A 26,525-nucleotide genomic window follows, 5' to 3' on the forward strand; every position below is an offset into this window, starting at 1 on the left:
AGGATATCGAGCAGTGGCGCAAACTCTGAGCGGATTACGGTAGAACCGGTCAAGCCGGTGGATACACTCCATCGGCTTGACCGATATTCCAAATGAGTTATTATACTCACAAACCAATCCGACAGGCGGAGGATTCTTGTGTCCTCAAAGACACAGCAAGATATATTTTCAGTTACCCGAATAATTCTAAGTAACTGAAAACACCTTCACTGCCGTGGGCTGAATTATCCTCCGCAGTCGGATAATTTCGGGGTTCATTAATCAAAGATTAAAAAATAAACAAGCCATAAAATTAAAAGAATAAGAAGTATGAAAAAGAAGAGCAAGTACGGGAGAAATCCCAAGTTGAACCCGAAGACGCACTGCGTGATGGTACGCTTCGATGATGTGGAATGGAACAGGTTCCTAACGATGTACGAGGAATCTAACGTGTATGCGAAAGCCGTCTTTCTCAAGGCGCACTTCTTCGGTCAGAAGTTCAAGGTACTGAAGGTGGACAAGACGATGCTGGACTACTACACCAAGCTGTCGGATTTCCACGCCCAGTTCCGAGCCATAGGCACGAACTACAATCAGGTTGTCAAGGAGCTACGCATTCACTTCTCGGAGAAGAAGGCGATGGCATTGCTCTACAAGCTGGAGAAGTGCACCATTGACCTTGTGAAACTGAGCCGTGAGATTGTGGAGCTTTCAAGGGAGATGGAGGCTAAATGGCAACAAAGACGGGATGATTCTATGGTATAGCGGGTTGTTCCTTTGGTTCGCAGTCCGGCAAGTGAACGAAATCCTATGGGCAACTTCATTGCTGACCATGTCATGGTCGGACGTCTGTTAAGAATAAGAACTAACTGAAAAGAATGAAAATATAGTAGAATCAAGTATCTGGCTTTCTAAACTGATAAATAGAAATCCAGATACTTGATTTACAAACTAAATATAATTGATACTCTTTTTTCAAGATAGTCTACCTATCAATCCATTCTTTAAGCCTCTGTGCCTTTTCCTTACTCACTTGTATTTCCGTTTTCGGATAACCTTTCAAACGGACAATCAACTTTCCTCCAAAATAATTACCGAGGAACAAAACGTGCTCTACATTGATAATATATTGGCGGTTTGCCCGGAAGAAATAGTCAGGATTCAGTTGGTGTTCAAGTTCGTCCATTGATACATTAACCACTTCGGAAGTGCCGTTGTTGAGACGGAGATATACCGTCTTGTTTTCTGTTTCGATGTGGTTGATGTCCGAAACTCGCACGGTTTTATATCCGTCACGGTAAGGAAGTAGGAAACGCTCCCGATAACGGAACTTGTTCTTCTGTAAGGCGTCAAAAAGTTGTTGCAGGTTTTCGTCAGTATAATTTTTACCAGCTTTGGTCGCCTTGTCGATGGCCGTTTCAAGTTCATCCGGGTCCAATGGTTTCAAGAGATAGTCGAAACTGTTGAACTTGAATGCCTGTACCGCATATTCATCGTATGCGGTAGTAAATATGATGGGTACGGTTGCCGGAGCATATTTGAGAGCCTCGAAACTCAAACCGTCAGTCAGACGGATATCCGCAAGGATGAGGTCTGTGGTTTTGCCGGATTGAAAGAATTCGACTGTCTCTTTGATGCTGGCAAGAGGGCCTTCGACAATAAATGTTCTGTCAATGTCGCTCAGCAGCCTTATGAGGCGCTTGGCATTGCGTGGCTCGTCTTCAAGAATCAGAATGTTCATAGGGGATGGTGCTTTTTATGATGGGCAGACTTACCGAATAAAAGTTTTCGGCATTCTCTATCTTGACCTTTTTGTCACAAAGCAGGACGTATCGTTCTGTGATATTTTTAAGTCCTAAACCGGTTGATTCGATTGGGGATATCAAAGGCGACCTAAGGTTGCAGACAGTTATGTAATCATCGGACAGCTTTATGTCGATGACCAGCGGATGTTCAGATGAAAAGCTGTTGTGCTTTATTGCGTTTTCCACAAGAAGCTGCAATACAGCCGGAGGAAGAAAACCGTTGCATTGTCTGACGCCCGGACTTACTTTTGCAATGACACCTTCGTCGTGGCGCACTTTCATCAAGTACAAATATGAATCAAGAAACTTGATTTCGTCCGCGACAGGTATCAGATTCCTGTCCAGATTGGTGATGATGCATCTATACACTTTCGACAGATGGCTTAGGAATTTTCCGGCAAGTCCGGTATCTTCTTCAATCAGTTCCAGCAGGTTGTTGAAGTTGTTGAACATGAAATGCGGATTGATTTGCAGTTTCAGGGAATTGAGCTGTGACTGCAAGGCTATCTCCTTTTCTTTCATCAGTGCCATTTCAAGTGTCTGTTTCTCATCGCGTGCCTTGATGTAAGACTGAAGATAGAACGTGTTGGCATAGACGCTTGACAAGAATGTGGAAATCATGGCAAAAGTATATGCGCCTTTCATATTGAGGAGTTCGTCAAGAAGCCCGTTTCCGTTTTCACCCCATAAGAAGTTGAACAAAGAAATCATGCCGAATGCAACAATGTTGTTCAGGGTAAAAAGGCAGGATGCATAGACAATCACCCACACGTAGGATGTCCTGAATGGCAATATCCTAAAGACCAAAAAGGAAAATCCTAAAGAGATGTAGGTAAATAGCATACACCACAGATAATCGATGATATAATCGGCTATTGCCATCTCTGGCAATTGGCCGGCGGTTTCATCATCAAGTATAAACCACAGAATGAGGTAGAGCATATAGGAAACGGTCGATAACAACAGACCGTTCTTCCAATTCATTATTTTCATTTTCTCTTGGGTCATAGCGGATGCGAAGTTACTTTATATTCCGCAAAAATAGTGCTTTGCATCTTTTGCTAATAGATAAAACCGACTGAAACGGATAAAATTGCTCTTGAAACGATAATAATTATAGTTGAAATGCACATTGTGTTTGTTAAAGGGAATTTATACTTGGAAAACCATCCTTTTTAGGTCTTAACTGCCCATTTTGGACGGTTCGGGCGTTAATTTATCCGTTTCGATACTCATTGAATTGCAAGAACCTTTATCGGGAGATAATTTTGCACCCTAAAAAAAGTATGAACATTGAAACAGAACGCATTGTAATCAGAAAATTTCAGAAAAAAGACGCAGCCGGACTTTTGGAATATCTTTCTAATCCTCGTGTGAATTGCTTTGCCGGAGACCGCCTTTGTTCCGAAGAGGCGGCATGGGCATATATGCAGGATTCCCAAAAAGATATACAACGCTATGCCGTGAGCCTGAAAAAAGATGACTTTATTATCGGTGACGTGTTCGCTTTATGTGAGAATGAAGACACTTATAATGTGGGGTGGCATTTCAACAAACGTTTTGAAGGCAAAGGATTCGCTTATGAAGCGGCTACCGGATTGTTGGATTATCTTTTTCGGAAGGCGGATGCACGGCGTATCTATGGATTTGTGGAAGATGACAATATCCGCTCCAAACGCTTATGCGAACGCCTTGGTATGCGCCGCGAAGGATGTTTCAAGGAGTTTGTGACATTCGTAAACAATCCTGACGGCTCCCCAAAATATGAAGATACCTGTGTTTATGCCATTCTCGAAAAAGAGTGGAATACCATCCGTCAGTGGTGACACACCAAACCTATTATGAATTAATACAAAACAAGAAGAAAATATGAACAAGCTATTCATTATCACGAATTTCGCCGCATTTGCCCTCATGCTGTTCCTGCCGACCGGATGCAGGCAGGAGGACGGCAAGCAGGATGCGGTGCAGAGTTATCAGGTTATAAAGGTCTCATCGAGTCCGGTGGAAATATCCGAATCCTATTCCGCCGCCATACACGGACGGCAGGATGTGGACATTATGCCTCAAATATCAGGGCGCATCATCCGGCTGTGCGTGAAAGAGGGTGAACGGGTGAAAACCGGACAAGTATTGGCAGTAATCGACCAAGTTCCCTATCTGGCTGCATTGCGCACGGCATCGGCAAATGTCAGCGCAACACAGGCAAAAGCGGAAACGGCACGAATCGAGTTGCAGGGCAAGCAGGCGTTGTTTGACGAGAAGGTCATATCCGACTACGAGCTTTCTCTCGCCTGGAACCAACTGGCTGTGTCGCTTGCCGAACTCGAACAGGCAAAGGCACAAGAAGCGGATGCACGCAACAACCTCTCCTATACGGAAATCAAAAGTCCAAGCAACGGAGTGGTAGGCACATTGCCCTATCGTATCGGTGCACTTGTTGGTCCCAATATGGCGCAGCCTTTCACGGTCGTGTCCGACAATGCGGAGATATATGCCTATTTCTCCATTTCGGAGAATATGCTACGGCGATATTCGGCTCACTATGGTTCAATTGACAGCATGATAGTCGGGACGCCGGAAGTGCGCCTGCAACTCAACGATGGCAGCCTGTACAAGGCGAAAGGACGTATTGAAACCGTAAGCGGCGTGGTGGACCCGGTTACCGGAACGGTACAGATCAAAGCCCTGTTCCCCAATCCCGACCGCGAACTGTTGAGCGGCAGCATCGGCAATGTCATTCTTCAAAACCCGAAAACGGATGCCGTAACCATCCCCATGACCGCTACCGTGGAACTGCAAGACAAGATTATCGCTTACCGTCTGAAAAACGGACAGGCGGAAGCCGCTTATCTCACGGTGGACCGCCTGAACGACGGCAACCGGTTTATCGTAAAAGAAGGACTCTCGGTCGGTGACACCATTATCGCCGAAGGCGTGGGACTGATGAAAGAAGGTATGAGCATAACCCCTAAAAACGAAGTAAAATGAACCTGCGATTTTTTATAGACCGCCCGGTGTTTTCGGGCGTTATCTCGGTGGTAATCGTACTGTTGGGTATGATTTCCATGTTTTCCCTGCCGGTGGAACAATACCCCGACATCGCACCTCCGACCATCAACGTATTTGCAACCTATCCGGGTGCAAACGCCGAAACCGTGCAAAAGGCAGTGATAACCCCTTTGGAAGAAGCCATCAACGGTGTGGAAGACATGACCTATATGACTTCCACGGCATCGAATACGGGGGATGCTTCCATCAACATCTATTTCAAACAAGGTGCTAACGCGGACATGGCAGCGGTAAACGTGCAGAACCGCGTGAACGGCGCACTGAGCCAGCTTCCGGCAGAAGCCACCAAAACCGGTGTCACCACCGAAAAACAGCAGAACGCCGAACTGATGACTTTCGTGCTCTATTCGCCCGATGACCGCTTCGACCAGACCTTCCTGAACAATTACGTGAAAATCAATGTCGAGCCGAGGCTGAAACGTATCAGCGGCGTGGGAAAGGTGCAATTGTTCGGTTCCAACTACAGCATGCGACTTTGGCTGAAACCCGACAAGATGGCGCAATACGGACTTATCCCCGATGACATATCCGCCGTACTCGCACGGCAGAACATCGAGGCCGCCACCGGCTCTTTCGGTGCCAATCATCCTACTGCCAATGAATACACGATGAAATATCGCGGACGTTTGTCCGGTGCGGAAGAGTTCGGTGAGTTGGTCATCAAGTCACTTCCAGGTGGCAATGTGCTACGGTTAAAAGAGGTTGCCGATGTGGAACTGGGCGATGAATACTACAATTACTCCTCCGAGGTGAACGGGCATCCGGCAGCCATGATGCTCATCAACCAGAAAGCCGGGTCCAATGCTTCGAGCACCATCAAGGAGATTCACGAAGTGCTTGACGACCTTAGCCGGGACTTGCCCGAAGGGACGGAATTCGTGGTGCTTACCGATACCAACAAGTTCCTGTATGCCTCCATTCACTCGGTCCTCCGTACCTTGCTGGAAGCGATACTTTTGGTTATCGTAGTGGTGTATGTGTTCTTGCAGGATATCAAGTCAACGCTTATCCCTACCATATCCATCTTCGTTTCCATCATCGGCACGTTCGCTGTGATGTCCATGATTGGATTCTCCATCAATCTGCTTACCCTGTTCGCGCTTGTGCTTGCCATCGGAACCGTGGTCGATGATGCCATTGTGGTGGTGGAAGCGGTGCAGGCGAAGTTTGATGAGGGCTATCAATCAGCAGTTCTCGCGGCTGATGATGCCATGAAAGGCGTTTCGTCAGCTATCCTGACCTCTACCATCATCTTTATGGCAGTGTTTTTCCCCGTAGCCATGATGGGCGGGACTTCGGGAGCGTTCTACGCGCAGTTCGGTATCACGATGGCTGTTGCCGTGGGAATCTCGGCAGTCAATGCCTTCACACTCTCACCGGCACTCTGTGCGCTGCTGCTGAAACCCTATATCGATGAGCAGGGCAACACCAAGAACAATTTTGCAGCCCGTTTCCGAAAAGCGTTCAATGCTGTTTTTGACCGTCTGAGCCGACGCTATGTACGTGGGGTGATGTTCATTATCCACCGTCGGTGGCTGTTGTGGAGCATTATAGGCGTCTCTTTCGGGTTGCTGGTGCTACTGGTCAATGTCACAAAGACGGGACTTATTCCTGAAGAGGATACCGGGACGGTCATGGTGAGCATGAACACGAAGCCCGGCACGTCCATGGCTCAGACAAGTAAGGTGATGGAGCGTATCAACAGCCGTCTCGACAGTATCAATGAGATTGAATACAGCGGTGCGGTCGCCGGTTTCTCTTTCAGCGGTTCCGGTCCCTCGCAGGCGATGTATTTCGTGACACTAAAAGATTGGGATCTGCGCAAGGGAGAGGGGCAGTCGGTCAATGACGTTATCGGAAAGATTTATGCCGCCACCTCAGACATTCCCGATGCCACAGTGTTCGCCATGTCGCCTCCGATGATTGCCGGGTACGGCATGGGAAACGGCTTTGAACTCTACTTGCAGGACAAGGCGGGTGGAGACATCACCGCTTTTAAGGAAGAGGCGGACAAGTTTGTCGAAGCCTTATCGCAACGACCCGAAATCGGCGAAGTCTATTCCTCCTTTGCCACGGACTATCCGCAATACTGGGTGGATATTGATGCCGCGAAATGCGAACAGTCGGGAGTGTCGCCCGCAGATGTGCTTTCCACATTGTCGGGCTATTATACCGGACAATATGTTTCCGACTTCAACCGGTTCTCCAAGCTCTACCATGTGACTATGCAGGCTCCGGCGGAATACCGCGTGAATGCGGAATCCCTTCACCACATGTATGTGCGAACTTCCGATGGCGGTATGTCGCCATTGAGCCAGTTCGTGCGCCTGACCAAGACCAACGGTCCGTCAGACCTCACCCGCTTCAACCTGTTCAATGCCATCTCGATTAGCGGTTCCCCGGCTCAGGGGTACAGTTCGGGGCAGGTGCTCGAAGCCATCGGTGAGACGGCACGCGAAGTGCTTCCGGCCAATTACACTTACGAGTTCGGCGGTATCTCGCGCGAGGAAAGCAAGACAACCAATAATGCCACGCTTATATTTCTGCTTTGCATGGTTCTGGTCTATCTGATTCTGTGCGCCTTGTACGAAAGCGTGTTCATCCCCTTCGCAGTGCTGTTATCTGTGCCTTGCGGACTGATGGGCAGTTTCCTGTTTGCGTGGCTCTTCGGTCTGGAGAACAACATCTACATGCAGACCGGACTGATCATGATTATCGGTCTGCTTGCCAAGACCGCCATCCTGCTTACCGAATACGCCGGCAAGCGGCGGTCGGAAGGCATGACACTGGCACAGTCGGCGTACAGTGCGGCTAAAGTCCGTTTGCGCCCCATACTGATGACCGTGTTGTCTATGGTGTTCGGTCTTATCCCGCTGATGCTGGCTCACGGCGTGGGTGCCAACGGCAGCCGTTCGCTTGCCACAGGTGTAATCGGCGGAATGATTGTCGGTACTTTGGCTCTGTTGTTCCTTGTGCCGTCATTATTTATTGTATTCCAATATATCCAAGAACGTGTTAAGCATAATTAAATGAAGAAGACAGTAATATATATCATACTGTCGGGATGGATGTTTGCCGGTTGTGGCACATACAGCCGGTATCATCGTCCTGACCTCTCAATGGAGAATCTGTATCGGGACGTACCAGTGGACATTGATACAACAACCATCGCGTCCCTGTCGTGGCGGGAAATGTTTACCGACCCGAAACTCCAGTCCTTGATTGAAACGGGGCTTGAACGGAACACAGACCTCAATGTGGCACGGTTGCGCGTGGAAGCGGCAGAAGCCGCCCTGCTTACAGCCAAACTCTCATATCTTCCATCATTGGGACTGAATGCCGAAGGTAATGCCAACAAACATGACGGGGTAACGGCAAAGACATATAATGTGGGAGCATCAGCAAGCTGGGAACTGGACATCTTCGGCAAACTTACGGCGGCAAAGCGTGGCGCAGCCGCCGCATTACAAGGAAGCCGTGCCTACCGGCAAGCCGTACAGACACAGCTTGTCGCCACTATTTCCGACAGTTACTACACACTTGCCATGCTTGACGCTCAAATGGCAATAAGCAACCAAACTTTGGAGAACTGGCGGACTACCGTACGCACTCTTGAAGCGTTGAAAAAAGTGGGGAAATCAAACGAAGCCGGCGTATTGCAGGCAAAGGCAAACATGATGCAACTCGAAGCATCCCTGCTATCCATTCGCAAGAGTATCTCCGAAACTGAAAACGCCCTGTCTGCAATACTTGCCATGCCGTCACACTCGATTGAACGAAGTAATCTGGCTGAGGCGGCTTTCCCTGATACAGTCTCTATCGGAGTCCCTTTGCAGTTGCTTTCCAACCGCCCCGATGTGCGTCAGGCTGAAATGGAACTGACGCAGGCGTTCTACGCCACCAATGCGGCCCGTGCCGCTTTCTATCCCAATATAACCCTTTCGGGGGCTCTTGGGTGGACAAATAACGGTGGTGGTGTTATCGTAAATCCCGGACAATGGTTGCTCAATGCCATTGGCTCCCTGACACAGCCATTATTCAACCGGGGCGCAAACATCGCTAATTTGAAGATTGCCAAAACCCGTCAAGAGGAAGCGAAGTTACTGTTCCAACAATCTTTGTTGAACGCAGGAAAAGAAGTGAACGATGCTTTGGCCGCATGGCAGACTGCGAAATCGCAAATAGAAATCAATGCTCGACAGGTTGAAACATTATGCGACGCTGTGCGAAAAACTGAATCGCTGATGCGTCATTCCAATACCACCTATTTGGAAGTATTGACCGCCCAACAGTCTCTTCTCGAAGCGGAAGTGCAACAGCTACAAACTCTTTTTGAACGCATACAAAGTGTAATCAAACTTTATCATGCGTTGGGAGGAGGAAGAATTTAATTCGTAAGAGAATAGATGGAATTTGTACGTAAGGCAATAACATTAAGCCACACTTTCATAATCCTAATAGTAGTGGGCATTGCATTTACTTGTCATAATGAATGGCAGGAAGTGGAAGCATTGGAGGTTGACAATCGACGTATAGATGAATTCAGAAAGGAGGTAAACCGTATTCATATCCAACTGATAGAGTTTTCGCTATTAGGAGAAACTGTATTGGATTGGGATGAAACAGATTTGGAGAATTACCATGCCCAACGCATCACATTGGACAGAACATTGTACCTTTTCAATAAAATTCATGCAATTGGACGTATCGACAGTGTGCGTAGTCTTTTGGAAGATAAGGAACGACAGATGTTCCAAATAGTTCGGTTAATGGATAAACAACAATCCATCAACAAGAAGATAGTCAGCCAAGTACCTGTTATTGTGCAAACAAGTGTGCGGGAACAGCCTAAGAAACAGAAGCGTAAAGGTTTCTTGGGCATATTCGGCAAAAAAGAGGAAACGAAACCAACGGCAACCACTTCTATGCTTCATTCGCTCAATAGAACTGTAATCAGCGAACAGAAAGCGCAAAGCCGTCGATTGGGTTTACAAGCCGACAGTCTTGCGGCTCGTAATGCAGAACTCAACAGACAACTGCAAGGATTGATTTGCCAAATAGAAGATAAGGTACAATCCGACCTGCAAAAACGTGAAGACGAAATAGCAGCTATGAGGGAACAGTCGTTTATGCAGATAGGCGGCTTGATGGGATTTGTCCTTTTGCTGTTGGTCATTTCCTAATATCATTATACACAATGACGTTAAACGGATTAAACGATATAAGCGGAAAACGACAGATCTGATTTCACAACTGATGAAATCGGTCGAACGGAACGAGGCGCTGATTGTTTCCCGTAAGAAAGCGGTGCATACCATCACCCACGAACTGCGCACACCGCTGACGGCAATAACAGGTTATACCGAGCTGTTGCAGAAAGAGTGCAGCAAGGGGAACAATGTGCATTTTCTTCAAAGCATACAGCAATCTTCCACCCGTATGCGGGAGATGCTCAACACCCTGCTTGACTTCTTCCGTTTGGACAACGGCAAGGAACAGCCTAAACTGCTACCTTGCCGCATTTCAGCAATCACACATACCCTTGAGACGGAGTTTATGCCAATAGCCATGAACAAAGGGCTGTCGCTAACAGTGAATAACGTAAGCGATACCGTGGTACTGACCGACAAAGAGCGAATAATCCAAATCGGGAACAACCTGCTGTCAAACGCCATCAAGTTCACGGAGGAAGGCGGTGTATCACTTACAACAGACTACAATAACGGAATTTTGACCCTTGTTGTTGAGGATACGGGTACAGGCATGACCAAAGAGGAACAGCAACAAGTGTTCGGTGCGTTTGAACGCCTCTCAAATGCCGCCGCAAAAGACGGTTTCGGACTTGGACTTGCCATTGTGAAGAATATAGTGACGATGTTTAGCGGCAAAATCCGTTTGGAAAGTGAGAAAGGGAAAGGAAGTCGTTTCACGGTGGAGATACCTATGCAAAAAGCCGAAGAAGTGCCGGAGAAAGAGTTACAAACCTATGTCCGCCAAAAGGATAGAAACCTCAATGTTGTCGCCATTGACAATGACGAGGTGTTGCTCCTGATGTTGAAAGAGATGTACGCCCAAGAAGGAATACAATGCGACACCTGTACCGATGCATCGGAACTGATGGAAATGATACGTCGGAAAGAATACAGTCTGCTACTGACAGACCTGAATATGCCCGGTATAAACGGCTTTGAGCTGTTGGAATTGCTGCGCTCATCCAACGTGGGTAATTCACAAACAATCCCTGTGGTCGTGGCAACCGCTTCGGGCAGTTGCGATGCGGCGGAACTTTTGGAACGAGGCTTTGCCGGATGTCTTTTCAAGCCGTTCTCCATATCTGAACTGATGGGAGTTTCTGACGAGTACGCCATTAAAGCGACACAGGACAGCAAACCGGACTTTTCAGCCTTGTTGTCCTACGGCAATGAAACTGTCATGTTAGAAAAGCTGATAACGGAAACCGCGAAGGAAATGCAGGCTATACGGGATGCGGCAACGCGAAACGACCTGCAAGAACTTGATGCCCTGACACATCACCTGCGCAGTTCATGGGAGATACTCTGTGCCGACCAACCGCTGAAGGTTCTCTATGGTGTGCTTCACAATGTAGCAACGCCCGATGATAGCACCATTCAACAAGCGGTTAATTCTGTGCTTGATAAGGGAGCGGAGATTATACATTTGGCAAAAGAGGAAAGGAGAAAATACGAAAATGGATAAGACAAGAATAATCGTGGTGGAAGATAATATCGTGTATTGCGAGTATATCTGCAACCTGCTGGCACGGGAGGGATATAGTACCGTGAAGGCTTACCACCTATCGACAGCGAAAAAACATCTGCAACAGACGACGGATGATGATATAGTCGTGTCAGACCTGCGCCTAAACGATGGCAATGGAATAGACCTGCTGCGCTGGATGCGCAAGGAGGGAAAGATGCAGCCGTTCATCATCATGACCGACTATGCCGAAGTGCATACCGCTGTGGAAAGCATGAAACTCGGTTCGCTTGACTATATTCCAAAGAAACTTATAGAGGACAAACTCGTCCCCCTTATCCGCTCCATACAGAAAGAGCGTCAGTCGGGACACAGCCGGATGCCCGTGTTCGCCCGTGAAGGTTCCGCCTTTCAGAAAATCATGCACAGGATAAAGTTGGTAGCTGCAACCGATATGAGCGTAATGATATTCGGAGAGAACGGCACGGGCAAGGAGCATATCGCCCACCACCTGCACGACAAGAGCAAACGGGCAGGCAAGCCTTTTGTGGCTGTGGACTGCGGTTCACTCTCCAGAGAACTTGCGCCGTCGGCATTCTTCGGACACGTCAAAGGCGCGTTCACGGGTGCGGACAGCACCAAGAGAGGATATTTCCATGAGGCGGAAGGCGGCACGTTGTTTTTGGATGAGGTGGGCAACCTTGCGTTGGAAACCCAGCAGATGTTGCTCCGTGCCATACAGGAGAGGCGTTATCGCCCGGTCGGTGACAAATCGGACAGAAGTTTCAATGTCCGCATCATCGCCGCCACCAATGAGGATCTGGAGGCGGCAGTGAGCGAAAAGCGTTTCCGACAGGATTTACTCTACCGTCTGCGCGACTTCGAGATAACTGTTCCGCCGTTGCGTGACTGTCAGGAGGACATCATGCCGCTTGCGGAGTTCTTCCGTGAGATAGCCAACAAGGAACTTGAGTGCAATGTGAGCGGTTTCAGTTCCGAAGCCCGAAAAGCGTTGCTGACCCACGCATGGCCGGGCAACGTGCGCGAGCTTCGGCAGAAAATCATGGGAGCCGTGTTGCAGGCACAAGAAGGAACTGTCACGAAAGAACATCTTGAACTTGCCGTGCCGAAACCGACCTCACCCGTCAGCTTCGCACTGCGCAATGACGCGGAGGATAAGGAGCGGATAATGCGTGCGTTGAAACAGACAAACGGCAACCGATGTGCCGCCGCCGAACTGTTGGGAATAAGCAGAGCTACACTATACAGTAAACTTGAAGAGTATGGACTTAAATATAAATTCAGGCAACCATAGCCGATTTTGTTGAATTTGACTATCTGCAAAGGTTTGTTATTCAAAAAAATAATATTACCTTTGCATTTAGGAAAAGCGTTCTTTTGAATTACTGCAAAACGAGGTGAAATACAGAATTTCGCTGGTTTCTAAATCGTTACCTATTAAGCTGCGAAAATTTGCAAGTGCTTGAATTTTAGCAAGAAAGAAAAATCGCTGTGACTTGCGACGTGGAACGTGATCCGGCGGTTGATTCCAGCCTCCTTTATCCACGCCCGGAGAGGGTAGTTTATCATTGAGCGTTTGAGAGTCTTGAACACAAGTCCCTCTTCTCGTTCACCGCAAAAGGCGAGGGCTTCCTCGCTGATTGGGAGAGTGGCTTCCTCATCGGTCTTTTCCGTGCGGATTCGCATAACATACCCGTCTTCGGTCTTGACGATATGTTCCCACCGGAGTTGCTGAATGTCGCTGATGCGGAGCCCGGTCATGCAAGAGAACAGCGACGCACGACGCAGCACCTCATGTTTGCATGGAGTCGCGGCGAGTTTCTTAACCTCGTCGAGCGAGAGAAACTCAATTTTGGTATCCTTCCACTCAATCTTTTCGAGGAAGTCATTTATGTTCTCTCGGAGGAGTTTCTCCTGATACGCCTCTTTGAGCAGAGTGCGGAATGTTGACCAGTAACCGGCGATTGAGTTATGGGCGAGCTTACTCTTGCGACCATCACGACGGCCACCTTTAAGAAGGTATGCCTGAAACTTCTTGCAGAAGTCCTCGTTGATTTCTCCGACGGTACATTTACCCTCGCAAAAATCATGGAAGTGCTGATAGACAATCTTCCACTTCTGGTATTTCTTGAAACACTTCTTGCGGAAGTATTCCAGAAAGTCGATGCGGAGTTTCTCTTTGTCGAGGAAGCCGAACTGCTCGTTGAGCAACTGCTCGAAGCGACGGCAACGGATAGCCTCCGCCTTTTCCATCATGGAGGCGTTGAACTCTCGTTCACGGGCATTTGCCGGATGCCCGTAGAGATATATTCCCAGACTCTCACGGCGGCTGAGCCTGTTGGTGTGAGGATTTCGGATTGGGGGATAGAAGTCGAGGTAGAGCGATATGCGGTCGCCCGATATTTCCTTTTTACGAAGGAAAACTTTAGTGCAGGTATTCATTGTATCTTGAAAGAGTTAAAAGTTTGACGCAAAGTTCGGTTGTGTTTGCATGGTGGAATCAGCCACCATCGCGCCACCATAGCCGGTTTCGGCTAAATCGTAGGTGGCGCAAGCAAATCATCCAGTTCTTTGCGGGAGAGATAGGTAAACTTGCCTCTCTTGGTACGGGTTATCTTATAGGTCTTGACATAGTGATAGAGCTGGTCTCTGGTCATGCCAAACTTTACCATAGCCTCTGCTATCGTGTATTCAGCCGGAGGTTCAGGTTCTGCCACACCTTTAGCCACATCAAAATGATTCTTTGAATAGCGTACTTCTTTACCGACTTTAGTTTTCGGAATTCCTTCCTTGGAAGCAAGGTTGTATATGGCTGATAATGTCATCCCGAATTTCTCTTGGATTTCAGCAACAGTGTACCACTCTGTGATTCCCTCCGGAGTTGGTTTCTTTGCAAATGCCCGGTCAACATGGGCTTTGCTCCACATGTTTTTCCCACGATACACGGTCTTGGGGATTTTCTTTTCTTTACAGACTTTCCAAAACCAGCCGTTAGATACCTGATATTTGTCAAGAACTTCCTGTGTAGTGTAAAACTCAGAAATTGGAGTTTCCTCTCGTGCAATGGTTGTCCGTTCCGTCGCAGCGAATAGAGTGTCAATATCGCTTCGCTTGACAAGGGTCTTTCGGTTGAGTTTCCATGCCTTGATTACACCTTTATTGATATAGATGTAAAAGGTCTTATAGCAAAGACCAAGATACTGAGCTGCCTGACGGGGAGTGAGAAATTCTTTCTCGTCAATTTCTTTCATCCCGGTCTGAACTCGACGCACCTCTTCTTTGCACCGTTCCATTTTCTCTTTGCGCTTTCTATCCTTATAGGCATGTTCAGCGCATCGTTTGGAACAGTACGCAGTCTGAGTAGTCCGGGCAATGAAGTTTTTTCCGCACCACTGACAGACTTTTTCAATTTGAATGTTACTGCTCATACTGGCTTTATATAAGTGGTTATTTCGCCAATTATTTCGCCAAAAGCGTGTATGGGCGTGTATCGACGTGTACTAACGTGTAAATCCTCCATCACTTATCTCGCGCTTTCGGTCCCGGTCGATGACGAAATACAACCGGGATACAAAAATGGGCGAAAAAGGGGTCAGAATCCGTTAGAATCCATCAGTAAGGGCATGAAAAAGCGTGCCGTAAAGCACGCTGTACTAATGGATTGTGACGGATTGTGACGGATTGTGACAATTACGTCATTTGCCGATGCAGAAATTTCTAAATATTGATTCTAATGTATCCTCTGTTTTTATTGTTCCACCGATTATTTCGCCAAGGTTATATATGCATTGACGTAATTCTTCACTTAATAATTCATTACCCATATTTTGTTTAATTCCGTTTATCAAAGTTTTTATATTCTGATGAGAGGAATATAAGGCCTCGTAATGGCGTATATTTGTGATAATGATATCATTTTCTTTTATTTCAGGAATATTTGCTACATCATATATTATACTCTCTAATACAGATATATTTGTTCCTTGTTTTGCACTAAGTTCAATAATGGATGAGTCTGTTATAGAATGCTTGTTTATTATTTGTTTTAACGATTCTATTTCTGTTTTTATATTATCTATACAATCAGATTTATTGAATGCAATTATTATTTTCTTTCCATCTAATTTGGGGACAATACTAATAATCTCATTGTCCGTAGGTATTTTATCTATTACCCATATAATAATTGAGGCTTCATCTATTTTTTTGAATGTCCGTTCTATTCCAATATTTTCTATTGTATTTGTTGTTTTTCTTATACCTGCCGTATCAATGAAGCGAAATGATACTCCATTAATTTCTATTGTATCTTCTATTACATCTCGTGTCGTTCCATGTATATTACTCACAATAGCTTTATCATCGCCTAATAATTGGTTTAATAAAGTACTTTTGCCTACATTAGTTTTACCAATAATAGCAACAGGAATTCCTTGTTTCATAGCTCTTCCTGTTTTGAATGATTTTAATAAAGAAGAAATCTTGCTTTCTATTTTGTTCGCAAGGTATAGTAAATCCTCATTATTTGCAAATTCAAGTTCTTCGTGATCACTGAAATCAAGTCCGAGTTCTATTAGCGATGTCATGTGCAATAGTTGTTCTCTTAAAGAGTGCAATTCAGACGAGAACTTTCCGCGCAGCTGGTTCATGGCCATTATATGTGTTGCACGATTGGTTGACGCAATTAAATCAGCAACAGCCTCAGCTTGGCTTAAATCCATTTTCCCATTTATGAAAGCGCGCTGTGTATATTCTCCCGGTGAGGCTTGTCGGCATCCATATTGGATTAGAAGTTTTAATATTCTATCTGCAATATACTGTGAGTTATGAAATGAAATCTCAATACAATTTTCACCAGTATAAGAGTGAGGAGCATGAAAAATGCTAATTAGGACTTCGTCTATTATTTCTTTGTTATTGCAAATTTTTCCATAAGCCAATGTATATGGTTTACGTTCCTTTAATGGGGTTTTGTCTTTGGGAATAAAAATTTCATCTGCAATATTGATAGCCTCTTTACCTGAAATTCTTATTATTCCTATAGCTCCACCTTGTGATGTGGCTATTGCGCAGATAGTTTTTTCTGTATCCATTCCTGTTTCTTTTATCATTAACTATAAATATTTTTCCACTAAATAATTTGTAAGAAACATTTTGTTTGCTTTTCGCTTTTGTTCTTTAACTATAATATATCTGTTCTTTTGGAAAAAATTAATAGCTGTTATGCTTACTTCTGATGTAAGTTTCTTTATTCTTCTTGTACGCGCATATAGTTCCATTTCGTTGAGTAAAGTTTTAGCGATGCCAATGCGTTGGAAGTCTTTATGAACAAACATAGAATTAATATATCCATCTCTACTGATAGAAGAGAAGCCAATAATTTGTTTTTTATATGTTTCTGCGACTATAAAATAATGACTGGTAATTAATTCTTTCCAACGTTTAATGTTATTTCCGCATGATGCCCAATCTTTTGCTTCATTAATAGAATAGTCATTGATGTTTATGCTTAGGATTGTATCTTTGAATATCTTTTGTAAAACTTCAATATCTTTACTTTCTGCATTCCTTATATAAAAATCGGTTCTTTTCATTTCTAATATAGGAAAGTTGTTCCCTTGGGAGTCTTTTGCATTTCTATTATATATAACAAATCCCATTTTATGATAAAAAGTACTGGCATTAGGATTTTCTTCATTCACATCAACATATTGAGTCTTAAATTTTTCTATTCCTATTGTCATTAATCTCCTGCCAATACCTTTACCAAAATAGCTCGGGCTAACAAATAGCATTTCTGTTTTTTACATTCAATACCAATAAATCCTATTATTTCGTTTTTATAATATGCTGTGATGAGTGTTTCAATATTCTTTAATCCTTTTTGTAATATATCTTGGTGAGTGAGAAATGAATGCGATACTTTTACAGATAATTCCCATAATGAAACTAATTTTGATATCAATACGTCTGTTCGTTTCTCATTTATTCTAATGTCTTCGATATTCATTGATAAATTATATACGATCCAAAACTATTTTAATTAGATTGTCGATGCTGTTTTTATATGTAGAATTAGCTTCTTTGGCTCTTCTGTTGGCAATAACCATGCAACATGTCATGGCTTTATGTCCCATTAGGCGGGCCAATCCGGCCAAGGCAGAACTTTCCATCTCAAAGTTTGTTATACGGTAACCGTTGTATTCGAAATTTTCTACTTTTTTATTCTGATTTGGATCTGCGAGTGGAATGCGTAATTCACGTCCTTGCGGACCAAAAAAACCTCCACATGCAATGGTTACACCTCGCACCATATCATCTGATGCAATTCGTTCTATCAGTTCCTTATCACCATCAATTACATAAGGTGCGCCAAGTTGTGGGTTCCAATTCATGTGTTTCTTGAAATGTTCCTCAAAATCAATGTCACAAACTTCATTTCTGCCTGCGTAGAAATTTAATAGTCCATCAAAGCCAATGCTTTTTTCAGTAGCAATGAAAGTACCTATAGGTGTGTCAGGTTGTAGGCCGCCACAGGTTCCGATACGAACAAGAGATAGTTCACGGTGTATATCTTTTTCTGTGCGTGTATTGAAGTTGATATTTGCTAAAGCATCAATTTCGTTAATCACAATATCAATATTATCACATCCAATACCAGTACTCTGTACTGTAATTCGTTTACCATTGTATATTCCGGTTATGGTACGAAACTCTCTGTTTTCAATTTCACATTCTTTTATTCCAAAATGTGAAGCTACCAATTCTACACGTCCGGGATCACCAACCAATATAATTTTGTCGGCAAGTTGCTCTGGTTTTAAATGTAAATGGAATATGCTTCCGTCATTGTTGATTATCAACTCTGATTCTTCAAAATATTTTTTCATAATCTGTTCTGGTTTAAAAGGTTATTTTCTGAATTTCTAATTTCTTTTTCTATTTTACTGATAGTTATTTCAAGAACTTCATATTGTTGCTCGCTTTTTAATATTTCATTCTTTAATACCTTTCTTTCCTGAGAATTTGCTGTTATATAATAGATGCGTGCCTTTTCGATTGTTTGGTCAAGTGCAGACAATTGTTCTTTCTTTGTTTTCAATAGTCTATATAAGGTTATATTATTCTTTGAACGAAAATCAGATATTTTATCATATAAAATATTGTCATTTATGACAAACGAGAAATGTTCTTTGTTTTGTTCCATTTTTGGCTGAATAGTTGATAAACGATTTAATGCATTCTTTCTTTCTATGCCATCTTTCCAAGTTTTTGATATTTTAGAGATACGGGCAAATTCTTTTATTTCCTCCATTGAATATTTATCTGTGGAATAAGTTTGTCGTGTCTCAGAAGGAATAAATATGTATATGCACACTTTTCCTTCCGTTTGGTTTCTGTCTGTTACGAACCATCCGATGTTATTCAACTCATCTATTGCGAACATGTAATCGTTTGCTTCAGAATTAAATGGCATACCGATATTTTCCGGTTCAAGAAATCTACCTTCATCTGCATCAAATCTTGTGGCAAAGATATCCAACCCACCTATGCTTTCTTCCCCTGTTGCGGCAAAATATAATGTGACTCCATCGGGCATCATAAAAGGGTAATTAAACTGTGACAATGCTTTGTCATTATATAAACCTTCTACAATGACAGGTTCTGTCCAGTTCCCATTAAGTTTGTCACTAGTGTATAGTTTTGCATTACCTTGTGCATCTTCAATTGGGAAATAGCATTTGTCTCCAATTTCATTTACGTATATAAAAGAATTGGACTGCAAATCTGAATGATTAAAGAAATCATTATATTTGTATATATTTCCTGCCTCAGAACCGAGATTGTATTTACTAAGAAATTTATCTTTATCAACAACTATACTGTCGATAAAGATAATATCTTGTGTTGCGGTAATCATGCGTTCAATTGGGGAATCATTTTTTTGTTCCGCTTTTGACGCTGATTTAGAGCGCTTTGAGATGTTCTGTGCTGATAAATAAAATGGTATTACACAGAGTATGGTGATTAAGATTAATAATTTCCTCATATCTTTGTTTTTTATTAAACAAAGATACGTAAAAGTTCTTTATGTTATATATGGCATTAACAATATTTAGAATGTTACTCAATTAATTTGTTGTCAATTTCCAGCGCATTCCAAATTGAATACCTTATTTCTGGATTTATTGCTTCAAATTCTTTGAATATATGTTTAGCGTTATTTCGTTCTGTTTCTGTTTCATAAGGGCATTTTTTTAGTTGTTTCTTATAGCCTGTTAGTTCTGCATATTTATGTATGTCAGACTCACTGATTAAGCACATTGGCCGGATAATAGTCAGTGGCATTTTGGACATTTTTAATTTAATGGGCATAGTTGAAAAATGCCCATTAAATGATAAATTCATCAATGCTGTGTGTATTATATCATCCATGTGGTGTCCCAATGCAATTTTATTGCATCCGATATTTTGTGCCAGATTAAACAATTGTTTTCGTCTGTACCATGAACATAAGAAGCAGGGAGATTTTTTGCACTCTGGTTTATATTCAAAACTTGTCGTAACCACATGCAATGGTACACCTAATTTTTTTGCAAAATAATATAAGTAAGCTGTATCGGATTCATAGTGTATGTTTTCCATTTTCACATGTACGGCTTCAACCGAAAACGTCGGTTTTTGTATTTTGGCTCTTTTGGCCAATAATTCCATTAAGCACAAGGAATCTTTACCACCGGATAAACCTATCAGAATTTTATCTCCATCGTCAATGAGTTTGTATTGGTAAAGTGCCTTTTGAAACTTTCTGATAATTTTATGTTCCAGTCTTTGAATTTCTGTATATTGTGGCATGTAGAATGATTGTTATTTCATGAACACAAGATATACCGCACATATGATAAAGAAAAAGGCTAATATATGATTCCAATGAAGTGTTTGGCCTTGAAACATAATATTTGCTATAACAGCAAAGACACCTAAACTTATACATTCTTGTATAACTTTGAGTTGGACAAGTGTATATGGGCCGCCGTTATCTTGAAATCCGATGCGGTTTGCTGGAACTTGACAACAATATTCAAAAAAAGCTATTATCCAAGAGAAAACAATTATTCCCAGTAGAGGCCAGTTGTTTGTTGTTCCTGTTTGTTGCAGTTTCAAATGCCCATACCATGCAAGTGTCATGAAGACATTGCTTAGTATGAGTAATATGATAGTATATAATCCGTTCACTTGGTTATTGGTTGTTCTCTTTTAACTGTTTATCCATATTTTCAGCGGCTTTTCTACCATCTCCCATAGCCAAGATGACAGTTGCCCCACCTCTTACAATATCACCACCGGCGTATAAGCCTTTGCGTGAACTTTGCATGTGTTCATCCACCACAATGGTATTTTTATATCCGAGTTCCAGACCTTCTACAGATTGTGGAACGAGTGGGTTGGGGGAAACTCCAATGGCAACGATGACCTGATCAACATCTATTGTCTTTGTCTTTCCGGTCGGTTCGGGACGGCGCCTGCCACTTGCGTCAGGTTCTCCCAGTCGCATAATTTCTAATATAGCTTGTTTTACAGCACCGCTTTCATCTGCAATGTACTTTGTGGGGTTATGTAATGTCAGGAATTGTATTCCTTCTTCTTTCGCATGCTTGATTTCTTCCAAGCGTGCCGGCATTTCATCTTCCGAACGGCGGTAAACAATCATAACATTTGCTCCAAGGCGCTTTGCGGTGCGGCAAGAATCCATTGCAGTATTTCCACCACCAACAACCATTACGTTTTTACCTAAGTTTATAGGAGTATCTGTCGTTGGGTCAGCTGCGTTCATCAAGTTTACTCGTGTAAGATATTCATTTGATGACATTATATTAATCAGGTTCTCGCCAGGAATGCCCATGAAATTAGGCAGGCCGGCACCAGAGCCTATGAAAATACCTTTAAAGCCATCACTTTCAAGTTCGCTTATTGATATTGTTTTGCCTATAATACAATCGGTATGGAAGTTTACTCCCATTTTCCTAAGATTGTCTATTTCAACATCAACTATGTGATTTGGCAGCCGGAATTCGGGGATACCATATTTTAACACGCCGCCGATTTCGTGTAATGCTTCAAATACATGCACTTCATATCCCTTTTTCGCCATTTCTCCAGAGAAACTCAGTCCTGCTGGCCCGGAACCGACAACAGCAATCTTGATACCGTTTGCCGGAGCAGTATCAGGTAGCGATATTTTGCCACTGTCATGTTCATAATCGGCAGCAAATCGTTCCAGATAGCCAATAGCCACAGCCGACTCATTCATTTTAAGATGTATACATTTACTTTCGCATTGTTTCTCTTGCGGACATACTCGTCCACAAACGGCGGGTAGGGTAGAGGTGTTTTTTAGAACTTTTGCGGCAGCATGAAAATTTCCACGTTCGATGTTTTTTATGAATGACGGGATATTTATCTTTACCGGACATCCTTCTACGCATGTCGGTTTGGCGCAGTCAAGACATCTTTGGGCTTCAACAATAGCCATGTCGGCCGTTAAACCAGTATTGACTTCCTCCCAAAGTGTAGTCGAACGATATTCAGGTTCAAGTTCAGGCATTACAACCCGCTTAATGGCTGTACGTTCTTTTGGTTTCATTGCACTTCGTAAGTCTTTTCTCCACTGTGCGTTACGATCTGTCAACAGTTCACTGCATGTGACATGCTCATCGAAGTGTTCCAATTCTTCCTGTTCTGCACGTTTAAATGTTCCCATACGTTTGAACATTTCGTCCCAATCGACCAAGGCTCCGTCAAATTCCGGTCCGTCGATGCATACGAATTTAGTTTTTCCGCCAATTGTAAGTCTGCATGCGCCACACATTCCAGTGCCATCTACCATGATGGTATTTAGTGACACATCTGTTGGAATGTTGTACTTTTGTGTTAACAAACAGCAAAACTTCATCATTATGGGAGGACCTATTGCAAACACCTTATCTATGTGTTCTTGGTTGATGAGGCGCTCAATACCGACAGTAACGACACCTTTTGCTCCATACGAACCGTCATCGGTCATTATTATAACCTCATCACTGCTATTACGAACTTCTTTTTCTAAGATAATCAAATCTTTATTGCGTCCGGCAAGGACAGACAGAACACGATTGCCAGCGGCTTTGAGTGCTCTTATGATGGGTAACATAGGTGCTACTCCGACACCACCACCAGCACAAATGACAGTTCCGAATTTTTCTATGTGTGTAGGATTTCCCAATGGGCCTACAACATCGGCGATATAGTCTCCCTCGTTTAGGTTGCAGAGTTTTATCGATGATAGCCCCACTTGCTGAACGACCAGTGTAATGGAACCTTTGGCTATGTCGGCATCTGCTATTGTCAATGGCATTCTTTCTCCATTTTTATCAACACGTACAATAACGAAATTGCCGGCTTTTCTACTTTTGGCAATGAGTGGTGCTTCTATTTCAAAAAGGAATACTTTTTCGGAAAATTGCTCCTTACGAATAATTCTGTTCATGTTCTTACCTGATAAAAATAAATGAATATTAGGAACAAAACCATGATATATGTTCCTAATTTTCATCTGTTATATTAAAAGTTTTTATCGTCCAGCATTTCGAAGCCGCAATAAGGTACCAAACATTTCGGAACTCTTATGCCGTCCGGTGTTTGGTTGTTTTCAATTATTGTAGCCACGATACGCGGTAGTGCCAGTGCCGAGCCGTTCAATGTATGGCACAATTCGATTTTTTTATCTTCAGTCTTGCGATAGCGGCATTTAAGACGATTGGCCTGATAGCTTTCAAAGTTTGAAACAGAAGATACCTCGAGCCAACGTTCTTGTGCGGCACTCCATACTTCAAAATCATAGCAGATGGCAGAGGTGAAACTCATGTCTCCACCACACAATCGTAATATTCTATAAGGAAGTTCCAACTTTTTGATAAGACTTTCCACATGTGTCAGCATTTCTCTCAAACTTTCATAAGAATGCTCTGGAGTATCTATACGTACAATCTCCACCTTGTCGAATTGATGCAAGCGATTGAGACCTCGCACGTCTTTTCCGTAAGACCCGGCCTCCCTTCGGAAACAAGCTGAATATGCCGTGCGCTTTATTGGGAGATCTTTCTCGTCAAGAATTACATCCCGGAAAATATTAGTGACGGGAACTTCCGCTGTCGGTATAAGGTATAGGTTGTCAAGGTTGCAATGATACATTTGGCCCTCTTTGTCTGGAAGTTGGCCGGTTCCGTATCCAGAGGCTTCGTTTACTACGTATGGCGGCTGGATTTCCAAGTATCCGCTTTTGCGTGCCTCATCAAGGAAAAAAGCTTCAAGTGCCCGTTGTAAACGAGCCATTTTGCCTATATATATAGGGAAACCGGCTCCTGTTATTTTTACTCCCATGTCAAAGTCAATGAGATTGTATTTCTTACACAAATCCCAATGGCACATGGCATCAGTTGATAGGCAAGGTTTTTGGCCACCTTCTGTTACAATAACATTGTCTGCAGCGTCCTTACCTTCTGGTACGTCTTTATTCGGAATGTTTGGAATGGTACAAAGCAGGTTAGTGAGTTCTTGTTCAGCAGCGGCCATTTCATCTTGCATTACTTTGTCAGTATGTTTCAATGTGGCAACTTTTGCTTTAACGCTTTCTGCCTCGTCTTTCTTGCCTTGTTTCATTAGCGAGCCAATCTCGGCAGATAAGAGTTTTATTTCCTGTTTGGCTTTGTCTGCTTTTTGTTGTGCCTCACGACGGCGTTTGTCTATGGCAAGCACATTAGCTACGGTTTCTTTAGCATTTTTAAAATGCTTCTTTTCCAAACCACAAATGACACGTTCAGTTTCCTCACTGATGAGTTTGAGTGTAAGCATAAATATTTTGTTTTAAAAACTTAATCAATATTATTTTCTGCAAAGTTAATATAATTCGGTGGAATAAACGAAATGTAGCATAAAAAACAATTTAATATTATTTTCGATTTTCTGATATTTAAGCCTATAAAAAGGCAGAAATCCCAAATCTCCTTGGAGAAGTGGGATTTCCGTTGTTTGTTTGGAATAAATTATTTTAAATTTTGTTAGGCTTCTGCTCCCGGAATTACGGAAACAACGCTCTTGTTGTTGCGGCCTTTTTTGAAATTGACAACTCCGTCGACCAAAGCATAGAGTGTATCATCCTTACCGATACCAACATTGTTGCCAGGATTATGTTTTGTGCCACGCTGACGAACAATGATGTTGCCTGCTATTACTTTTTGGCCACCCCAAATCTTAACGCCTAATCTCTGTGAAGCTGATTCGCGGCCGTTCTTAGAACTACCAACACCTTTTTTATGTGCCATTTCTTACTTCCTCCTAAAATTTTAAGCGATTACTTGTTTTATTACAATCTCTGTGAATTGTGCGCGATGACCGTTCTTCTTTCGATAGTCTTTTCTGCGCTTCATCTTGAAAACGATGACTTTATCACCTTTTACAAGAGGGTTTACAACTTCACATACAACCTTGGCTCCTTCTACTGTAGGAGCACCGACCTCTACACTGCCATCTTTGTCAATAAGCAGTACTTTCTCAAACTCAACAGCCTGACCTTCTTTTGCATCTCTGATGTGATGAACAAAAAGTTTTTTGCCTTGTTCGGCTTTAAACTGTTGACCGTTAATCTCTACAATTGCGTACATTATTTATTAATAAACGGTTTTTCCGTAAGGCGGATGAACATCGTGTTCTCGCTTGTTTAAGCCTCCACGGACTAAATCGGCCGCAAAGTTACTGATTTTTGATGAATTAGTAGGAATTTTATGGGAAGAAATCCTTTTGGGTTAACAATTATTAATCTTTAAAAAGGTGGGTATAAAATAAAGCGATGGCTTTCACAGGCAACCGCTTTATATCTTCAATAGGTATTAGTTTGTAAGGTAAAAAGATTGTTTTCAGGATAACACTGCAAAGATAATGTATTTTTATTTGATTTCGCAAACTTTTTCTGAATAATTTTGATAAAATTTATTGTGTGGGCACACAATGAAAGGTATTTGATAAGTATGTGGTATTATTTATCTTAAAAAGCAGGCTTTATGCATTTCATGTGTAGTAATCCGAATCTGATATTTATGAAGAATAGATTTTAACTTACTTGTTATTGTAAATAAAATTATCTTTATCTTATAATTCAATGACGATATTATCACATATAACATAATAAGATGTATCAAAAAGATAAATAAGCATGAAAATGATATATTAATGTGGCTGAATTGAATTTGTTTTTGGGGATATGTGTTATTTCGTTTTTGCAATCCTGTTGTATCGCATTGCTTATCGGTTGATTTCTGTTTTTTTTCTTGTTATATGGCCAAAGACTCTATATATTATGTATATAGAAAACCTATCTATAGTTAAATTATATATGCCGGATGTTATCCTATGTAGCAAATGTAAATTTGCATGGTGTGTCTTAAGTTAATTATGTCTGAGGTTGGGCCTATTTGTGCTTGGACATGTAAATTGTTGTTGTAAACATATGTGTATCTTGATTTGTTATTATTCTTTTTGAGGTGACTGACAATATGTGCTTCTTTCTTTAGATGGATTATATTTGTAAAAATATATCAAGATTATTTGTTGTCTTGATATATTTAATTGGTGTGCAAAGTTAATAGCAGGCGGTAAAAACAAAACATTCTTGTGCTACATTTGGCGATACTTCTGTTTATGGAAAAGTGTTGGTTTGATATGTGCATTTTGTTGTTGGCGAGTAGGATTTATTTTTATAATTCATGCATTTTGGCTACTGTTTTAACAATTATGTCGTTGTATTTTTATTTTTAATATTTTTGTTATGATTATTTTAGAAATAATACAGGAAAAACAACGACAAAACAAATAAAAATATCGTATATTTGCAACGAA

At 42.7% G+C, this 26,525-nt stretch carries 21 protein-coding genes and 1 pseudogene; 7 read left to right on the forward strand and 15 right to left on the reverse strand.

The features are described 5' to 3' along the window. Positions 1-309 precede the first annotated feature (309 nt). Entirely contained in the window at positions 310-744 is a 435-nt protein-coding gene (mobA, locus tag MoGM_RS07990) for a conjugal transfer protein MobA (protein WP_104369554.1), read from the forward strand. 220 nt (positions 745-964) lie between these two features. Here the strand turns inward: mobA and MoGM_RS07995 are convergent, their stop codons facing one another. Together MoGM_RS07995 and MoGM_RS08000 are read right to left on the reverse strand one after the other, a co-directional pair. Then, the gene (locus MoGM_RS07995) at positions 965-1,720 is read right to left on the reverse strand and encodes a LytTR family DNA-binding domain-containing protein (RefSeq protein WP_104369555.1); all 756 of its coding nucleotides are present in this window, start codon (positions 1,718-1,720) and stop codon (positions 965-967) included. Continuing rightward, positions 1,701-2,792 carry a sensor histidine kinase gene (locus tag MoGM_RS08000; RefSeq protein WP_104369556.1) on the reverse strand — a complete coding sequence of 364 codons (1,092 nt, stop codon included), beginning with the start codon at positions 2,790-2,792 and terminating at the stop codon, positions 1,701-1,703. Before MoGM_RS08000 ends, MoGM_RS07995 begins: the two co-directional genes overlap by 20 nt. A 278-nt stretch (positions 2,793-3,070) precedes the next feature. On the opposite strand from MoGM_RS08000, the gene MoGM_RS08005 reads away from it, so the two are divergent. The 6 genes and pseudogenes from MoGM_RS08005 to MoGM_RS08030 all read left to right on the forward strand — a co-directional run bounded on the left by MoGM_RS08005 (position 3,071) and on the right by MoGM_RS08030 (position 12,888). Next, positions 3,071-3,610 (forward strand): GNAT family N-acetyltransferase, encoded by a 540-nt coding sequence (locus tag MoGM_RS08005; RefSeq protein ID WP_104369557.1) that lies wholly within the window; start codon positions 3,071-3,073, stop codon positions 3,608-3,610. Between the two features lie 43 nt (positions 3,611-3,653). Then, positions 3,654-4,775, forward strand: coding sequence for an efflux RND transporter periplasmic adaptor subunit (locus MoGM_RS08010; RefSeq protein WP_104369558.1), 1,122 nt, complete (start codon positions 3,654-3,656; stop codon positions 4,773-4,775). Beyond that, positions 4,772-7,885, forward strand: coding sequence for an efflux RND transporter permease subunit (locus tag MoGM_RS08015; protein ID WP_104369559.1), 3,114 nt, complete (start codon positions 4,772-4,774; stop codon positions 7,883-7,885). Before MoGM_RS08010 ends, MoGM_RS08015 begins: the two co-directional genes overlap by 4 nt. Continuing rightward, positions 7,886-9,247 (forward strand): efflux transporter outer membrane subunit, encoded by a 1,362-nt coding sequence (locus MoGM_RS08020; RefSeq protein WP_104369560.1) that lies wholly within the window; start codon positions 7,886-7,888, stop codon positions 9,245-9,247. Positions 9,248-9,262: 15 nt separating this feature from the next. Next, a pseudogene (locus MoGM_RS08025) lies at positions 9,263-11,573 on the forward strand (ATP-binding protein). Then, positions 11,566-12,888, forward strand: coding sequence for a sigma-54 dependent transcriptional regulator (locus MoGM_RS08030; RefSeq protein WP_104369561.1), 1,323 nt, complete (start codon positions 11,566-11,568; stop codon positions 12,886-12,888). The pseudogene MoGM_RS08025 and the gene MoGM_RS08030 overlap by 8 nt, the downstream one beginning before the upstream one ends. Positions 12,889-13,031: 143 nt before the next feature. On the opposite strand, the gene MoGM_RS08035 is transcribed toward MoGM_RS08030, so the two are convergent. The 13 genes from MoGM_RS08035 to rplU all read right to left on the reverse strand — a co-directional run bounded on the left by MoGM_RS08035 (position 13,032) and on the right by rplU (position 25,294). Continuing rightward, entirely contained in the window at positions 13,032-14,036 is a 1,005-nt protein-coding gene (locus MoGM_RS08035; RefSeq protein WP_104369562.1) for a site-specific integrase, read from the reverse strand. A 92-nt stretch (positions 14,037-14,128) separates the two neighbouring features. Next, positions 14,129-15,022: a helix-turn-helix domain-containing protein gene (locus MoGM_RS08040; protein ID WP_104369563.1), complete on the reverse strand. Its 894-nt coding sequence runs from the start codon at positions 15,020-15,022 to the stop codon at positions 14,129-14,131. Positions 15,023-15,289: 267 nt separating this feature from the next. Then, positions 15,290-16,687, reverse strand: a complete 1,398-nt coding sequence (gene mnmE, locus MoGM_RS08045; RefSeq protein WP_104369604.1) for a tRNA uridine-5-carboxymethylaminomethyl(34) synthesis GTPase MnmE — start codon at positions 16,685-16,687, stop codon at positions 15,290-15,292. A gap of 21 nt (positions 16,688-16,708) precedes the next feature. Beyond that, positions 16,709-17,338 (reverse strand): GNAT family N-acetyltransferase, encoded by a 630-nt coding sequence (locus MoGM_RS08050; RefSeq protein WP_233210213.1) that lies wholly within the window; start codon positions 17,336-17,338, stop codon positions 16,709-16,711. Continuing rightward, the gene (locus MoGM_RS13075; protein WP_158249584.1) at positions 17,338-17,604 is read right to left on the reverse strand and encodes a hypothetical protein; all 267 of its coding nucleotides are present in this window, start codon (positions 17,602-17,604) and stop codon (positions 17,338-17,340) included. Before MoGM_RS13075 ends, MoGM_RS08050 begins: the two co-directional genes overlap by 1 nt. A gap of 7 nt (positions 17,605-17,611) precedes the next feature. After that, the gene (locus MoGM_RS08055; RefSeq protein WP_104369565.1) at positions 17,612-18,484 is read right to left on the reverse strand and encodes a nucleoside phosphorylase; all 873 of its coding nucleotides are present in this window, start codon (positions 18,482-18,484) and stop codon (positions 17,612-17,614) included. Beyond that, positions 18,481-19,644 (reverse strand): hypothetical protein, encoded by a 1,164-nt coding sequence (locus MoGM_RS08060; protein ID WP_104369566.1) that lies wholly within the window; start codon positions 19,642-19,644, stop codon positions 18,481-18,483. Before MoGM_RS08060 ends, MoGM_RS08055 begins: the two co-directional genes overlap by 4 nt. A 74-nt stretch (positions 19,645-19,718) precedes the next feature. After that, complete coding sequence (locus MoGM_RS08065; RefSeq protein WP_104369567.1) at positions 19,719-20,450, reverse strand: tRNA 2-thiocytidine biosynthesis TtcA family protein; 732 nt, start codon at positions 20,448-20,450, stop codon at positions 19,719-19,721. Positions 20,451-20,462: 12 nt separating this feature from the next. After that, positions 20,463-20,831 carry a DMT family protein gene (locus MoGM_RS08070; protein ID WP_104369568.1) on the reverse strand — a complete coding sequence of 123 codons (369 nt, stop codon included), beginning with the start codon at positions 20,829-20,831 and terminating at the stop codon, positions 20,463-20,465. Between the two features lie 4 nt (positions 20,832-20,835). Further along, a complete protein-coding gene (locus tag MoGM_RS08075; protein ID WP_104369605.1) occupies positions 20,836-23,121 on the reverse strand; it encodes a bifunctional dihydroorotate dehydrogenase B NAD binding subunit/NADPH-dependent glutamate synthase in 2,286 nt (761 codons plus the stop codon). A 74-nt stretch (positions 23,122-23,195) separates the two neighbouring features. Continuing rightward, positions 23,196-24,485 (reverse strand): serine--tRNA ligase, encoded by a 1,290-nt coding sequence (serS, locus tag MoGM_RS08080; protein WP_104369569.1) that lies wholly within the window; start codon positions 24,483-24,485, stop codon positions 23,196-23,198. A 206-nt stretch (positions 24,486-24,691) separates the two neighbouring features. Then, complete coding sequence (gene rpmA / locus MoGM_RS08085; RefSeq protein ID WP_104369570.1) at positions 24,692-24,955, reverse strand: 50S ribosomal protein L27; 264 nt, start codon at positions 24,953-24,955, stop codon at positions 24,692-24,694. 21 nt (positions 24,956-24,976) lie between these two features. Next, a complete protein-coding gene (rplU, locus tag MoGM_RS08090) occupies positions 24,977-25,294 on the reverse strand; it encodes a 50S ribosomal protein L21 (protein WP_104369571.1) in 318 nt (105 codons plus the stop codon). Positions 25,295-26,525: the final 1,231 nt, after the last annotated feature.

Source organism: Prevotella sp. MGM1 (assembly GCF_002933775.1).
Lineage (GTDB): Bacteria > Bacteroidota > Bacteroidia > Bacteroidales > Bacteroidaceae > Prevotella.

What these genes read in the sequence shown, in the direction of transcription:
- mobA (WP_104369554.1), top strand. Translation starts at nt 310, where the DNA reads ATGAAAAAGAAGAGCAAGTACGGGAGAAATCCCAAGTTGAACCCGAAG.
- MoGM_RS07995 (WP_104369555.1), bottom strand. Translation starts at nt 1,720, where the DNA reads ATGAACATTCTGATTCTTGAAGACGAGCCACGCAATGCCAAGCGCCTC.
- MoGM_RS08000 (WP_104369556.1), bottom strand. Translation starts at nt 2,792, where the DNA reads ATGACCCAAGAGAAAATGAAAATAATGAATTGGAAGAACGGTCTGTTG.
- MoGM_RS08005 (WP_104369557.1), top strand. Translation starts at nt 3,071, where the DNA reads ATGAACATTGAAACAGAACGCATTGTAATCAGAAAATTTCAGAAAAAA.
- MoGM_RS08010 (WP_104369558.1), top strand. Translation starts at nt 3,654, where the DNA reads ATGAACAAGCTATTCATTATCACGAATTTCGCCGCATTTGCCCTCATG.
- MoGM_RS08015 (WP_104369559.1), top strand. Translation starts at nt 4,772, where the DNA reads ATGAACCTGCGATTTTTTATAGACCGCCCGGTGTTTTCGGGCGTTATC.
- MoGM_RS08020 (WP_104369560.1), top strand. Translation starts at nt 7,886, where the DNA reads ATGAAGAAGACAGTAATATATATCATACTGTCGGGATGGATGTTTGCC.
- MoGM_RS08030 (WP_104369561.1), top strand. Translation starts at nt 11,566, where the DNA reads ATGGATAAGACAAGAATAATCGTGGTGGAAGATAATATCGTGTATTGC.
- MoGM_RS08035 (WP_104369562.1), bottom strand. Translation starts at nt 14,036, where the DNA reads ATGAATACCTGCACTAAAGTTTTCCTTCGTAAAAAGGAAATATCGGGC.
- MoGM_RS08040 (WP_104369563.1), bottom strand. Translation starts at nt 15,022, where the DNA reads ATGAGCAGTAACATTCAAATTGAAAAAGTCTGTCAGTGGTGCGGAAAA.
- mnmE (WP_104369604.1), bottom strand. Translation starts at nt 16,687, where the DNA reads ATGGATACAGAAAAAACTATCTGCGCAATAGCCACATCACAAGGTGGA.
- MoGM_RS08050 (WP_233210213.1), bottom strand. Translation starts at nt 17,338, where the DNA reads ATGACAATAGGAATAGAAAAATTTAAGACTCAATATGTTGATGTGAAT.
- MoGM_RS13075 (WP_158249584.1), bottom strand. Translation starts at nt 17,604, where the DNA reads ATGAATATCGAAGACATTAGAATAAATGAGAAACGAACAGACGTATTG.
- MoGM_RS08055 (WP_104369565.1), bottom strand. Translation starts at nt 18,484, where the DNA reads ATGAAAAAATATTTTGAAGAATCAGAGTTGATAATCAACAATGACGGA.
- MoGM_RS08060 (WP_104369566.1), bottom strand. Translation starts at nt 19,644, where the DNA reads ATGAGGAAATTATTAATCTTAATCACCATACTCTGTGTAATACCATTT.
- MoGM_RS08065 (WP_104369567.1), bottom strand. Translation starts at nt 20,450, where the DNA reads ATGCCACAATATACAGAAATTCAAAGACTGGAACATAAAATTATCAGA.
- MoGM_RS08075 (WP_104369605.1), bottom strand. Translation starts at nt 23,121, where the DNA reads ATGAACAGAATTATTCGTAAGGAGCAATTTTCCGAAAAAGTATTCCTT.
- serS (WP_104369569.1), bottom strand. Translation starts at nt 24,485, where the DNA reads ATGCTTACACTCAAACTCATCAGTGAGGAAACTGAACGTGTCATTTGT.
- rpmA (WP_104369570.1), bottom strand. Translation starts at nt 24,955, where the DNA reads ATGGCACATAAAAAAGGTGTTGGTAGTTCTAAGAACGGCCGCGAATCA.
- rplU (WP_104369571.1), bottom strand. Translation starts at nt 25,294, where the DNA reads ATGTACGCAATTGTAGAGATTAACGGTCAACAGTTTAAAGCCGAACAA.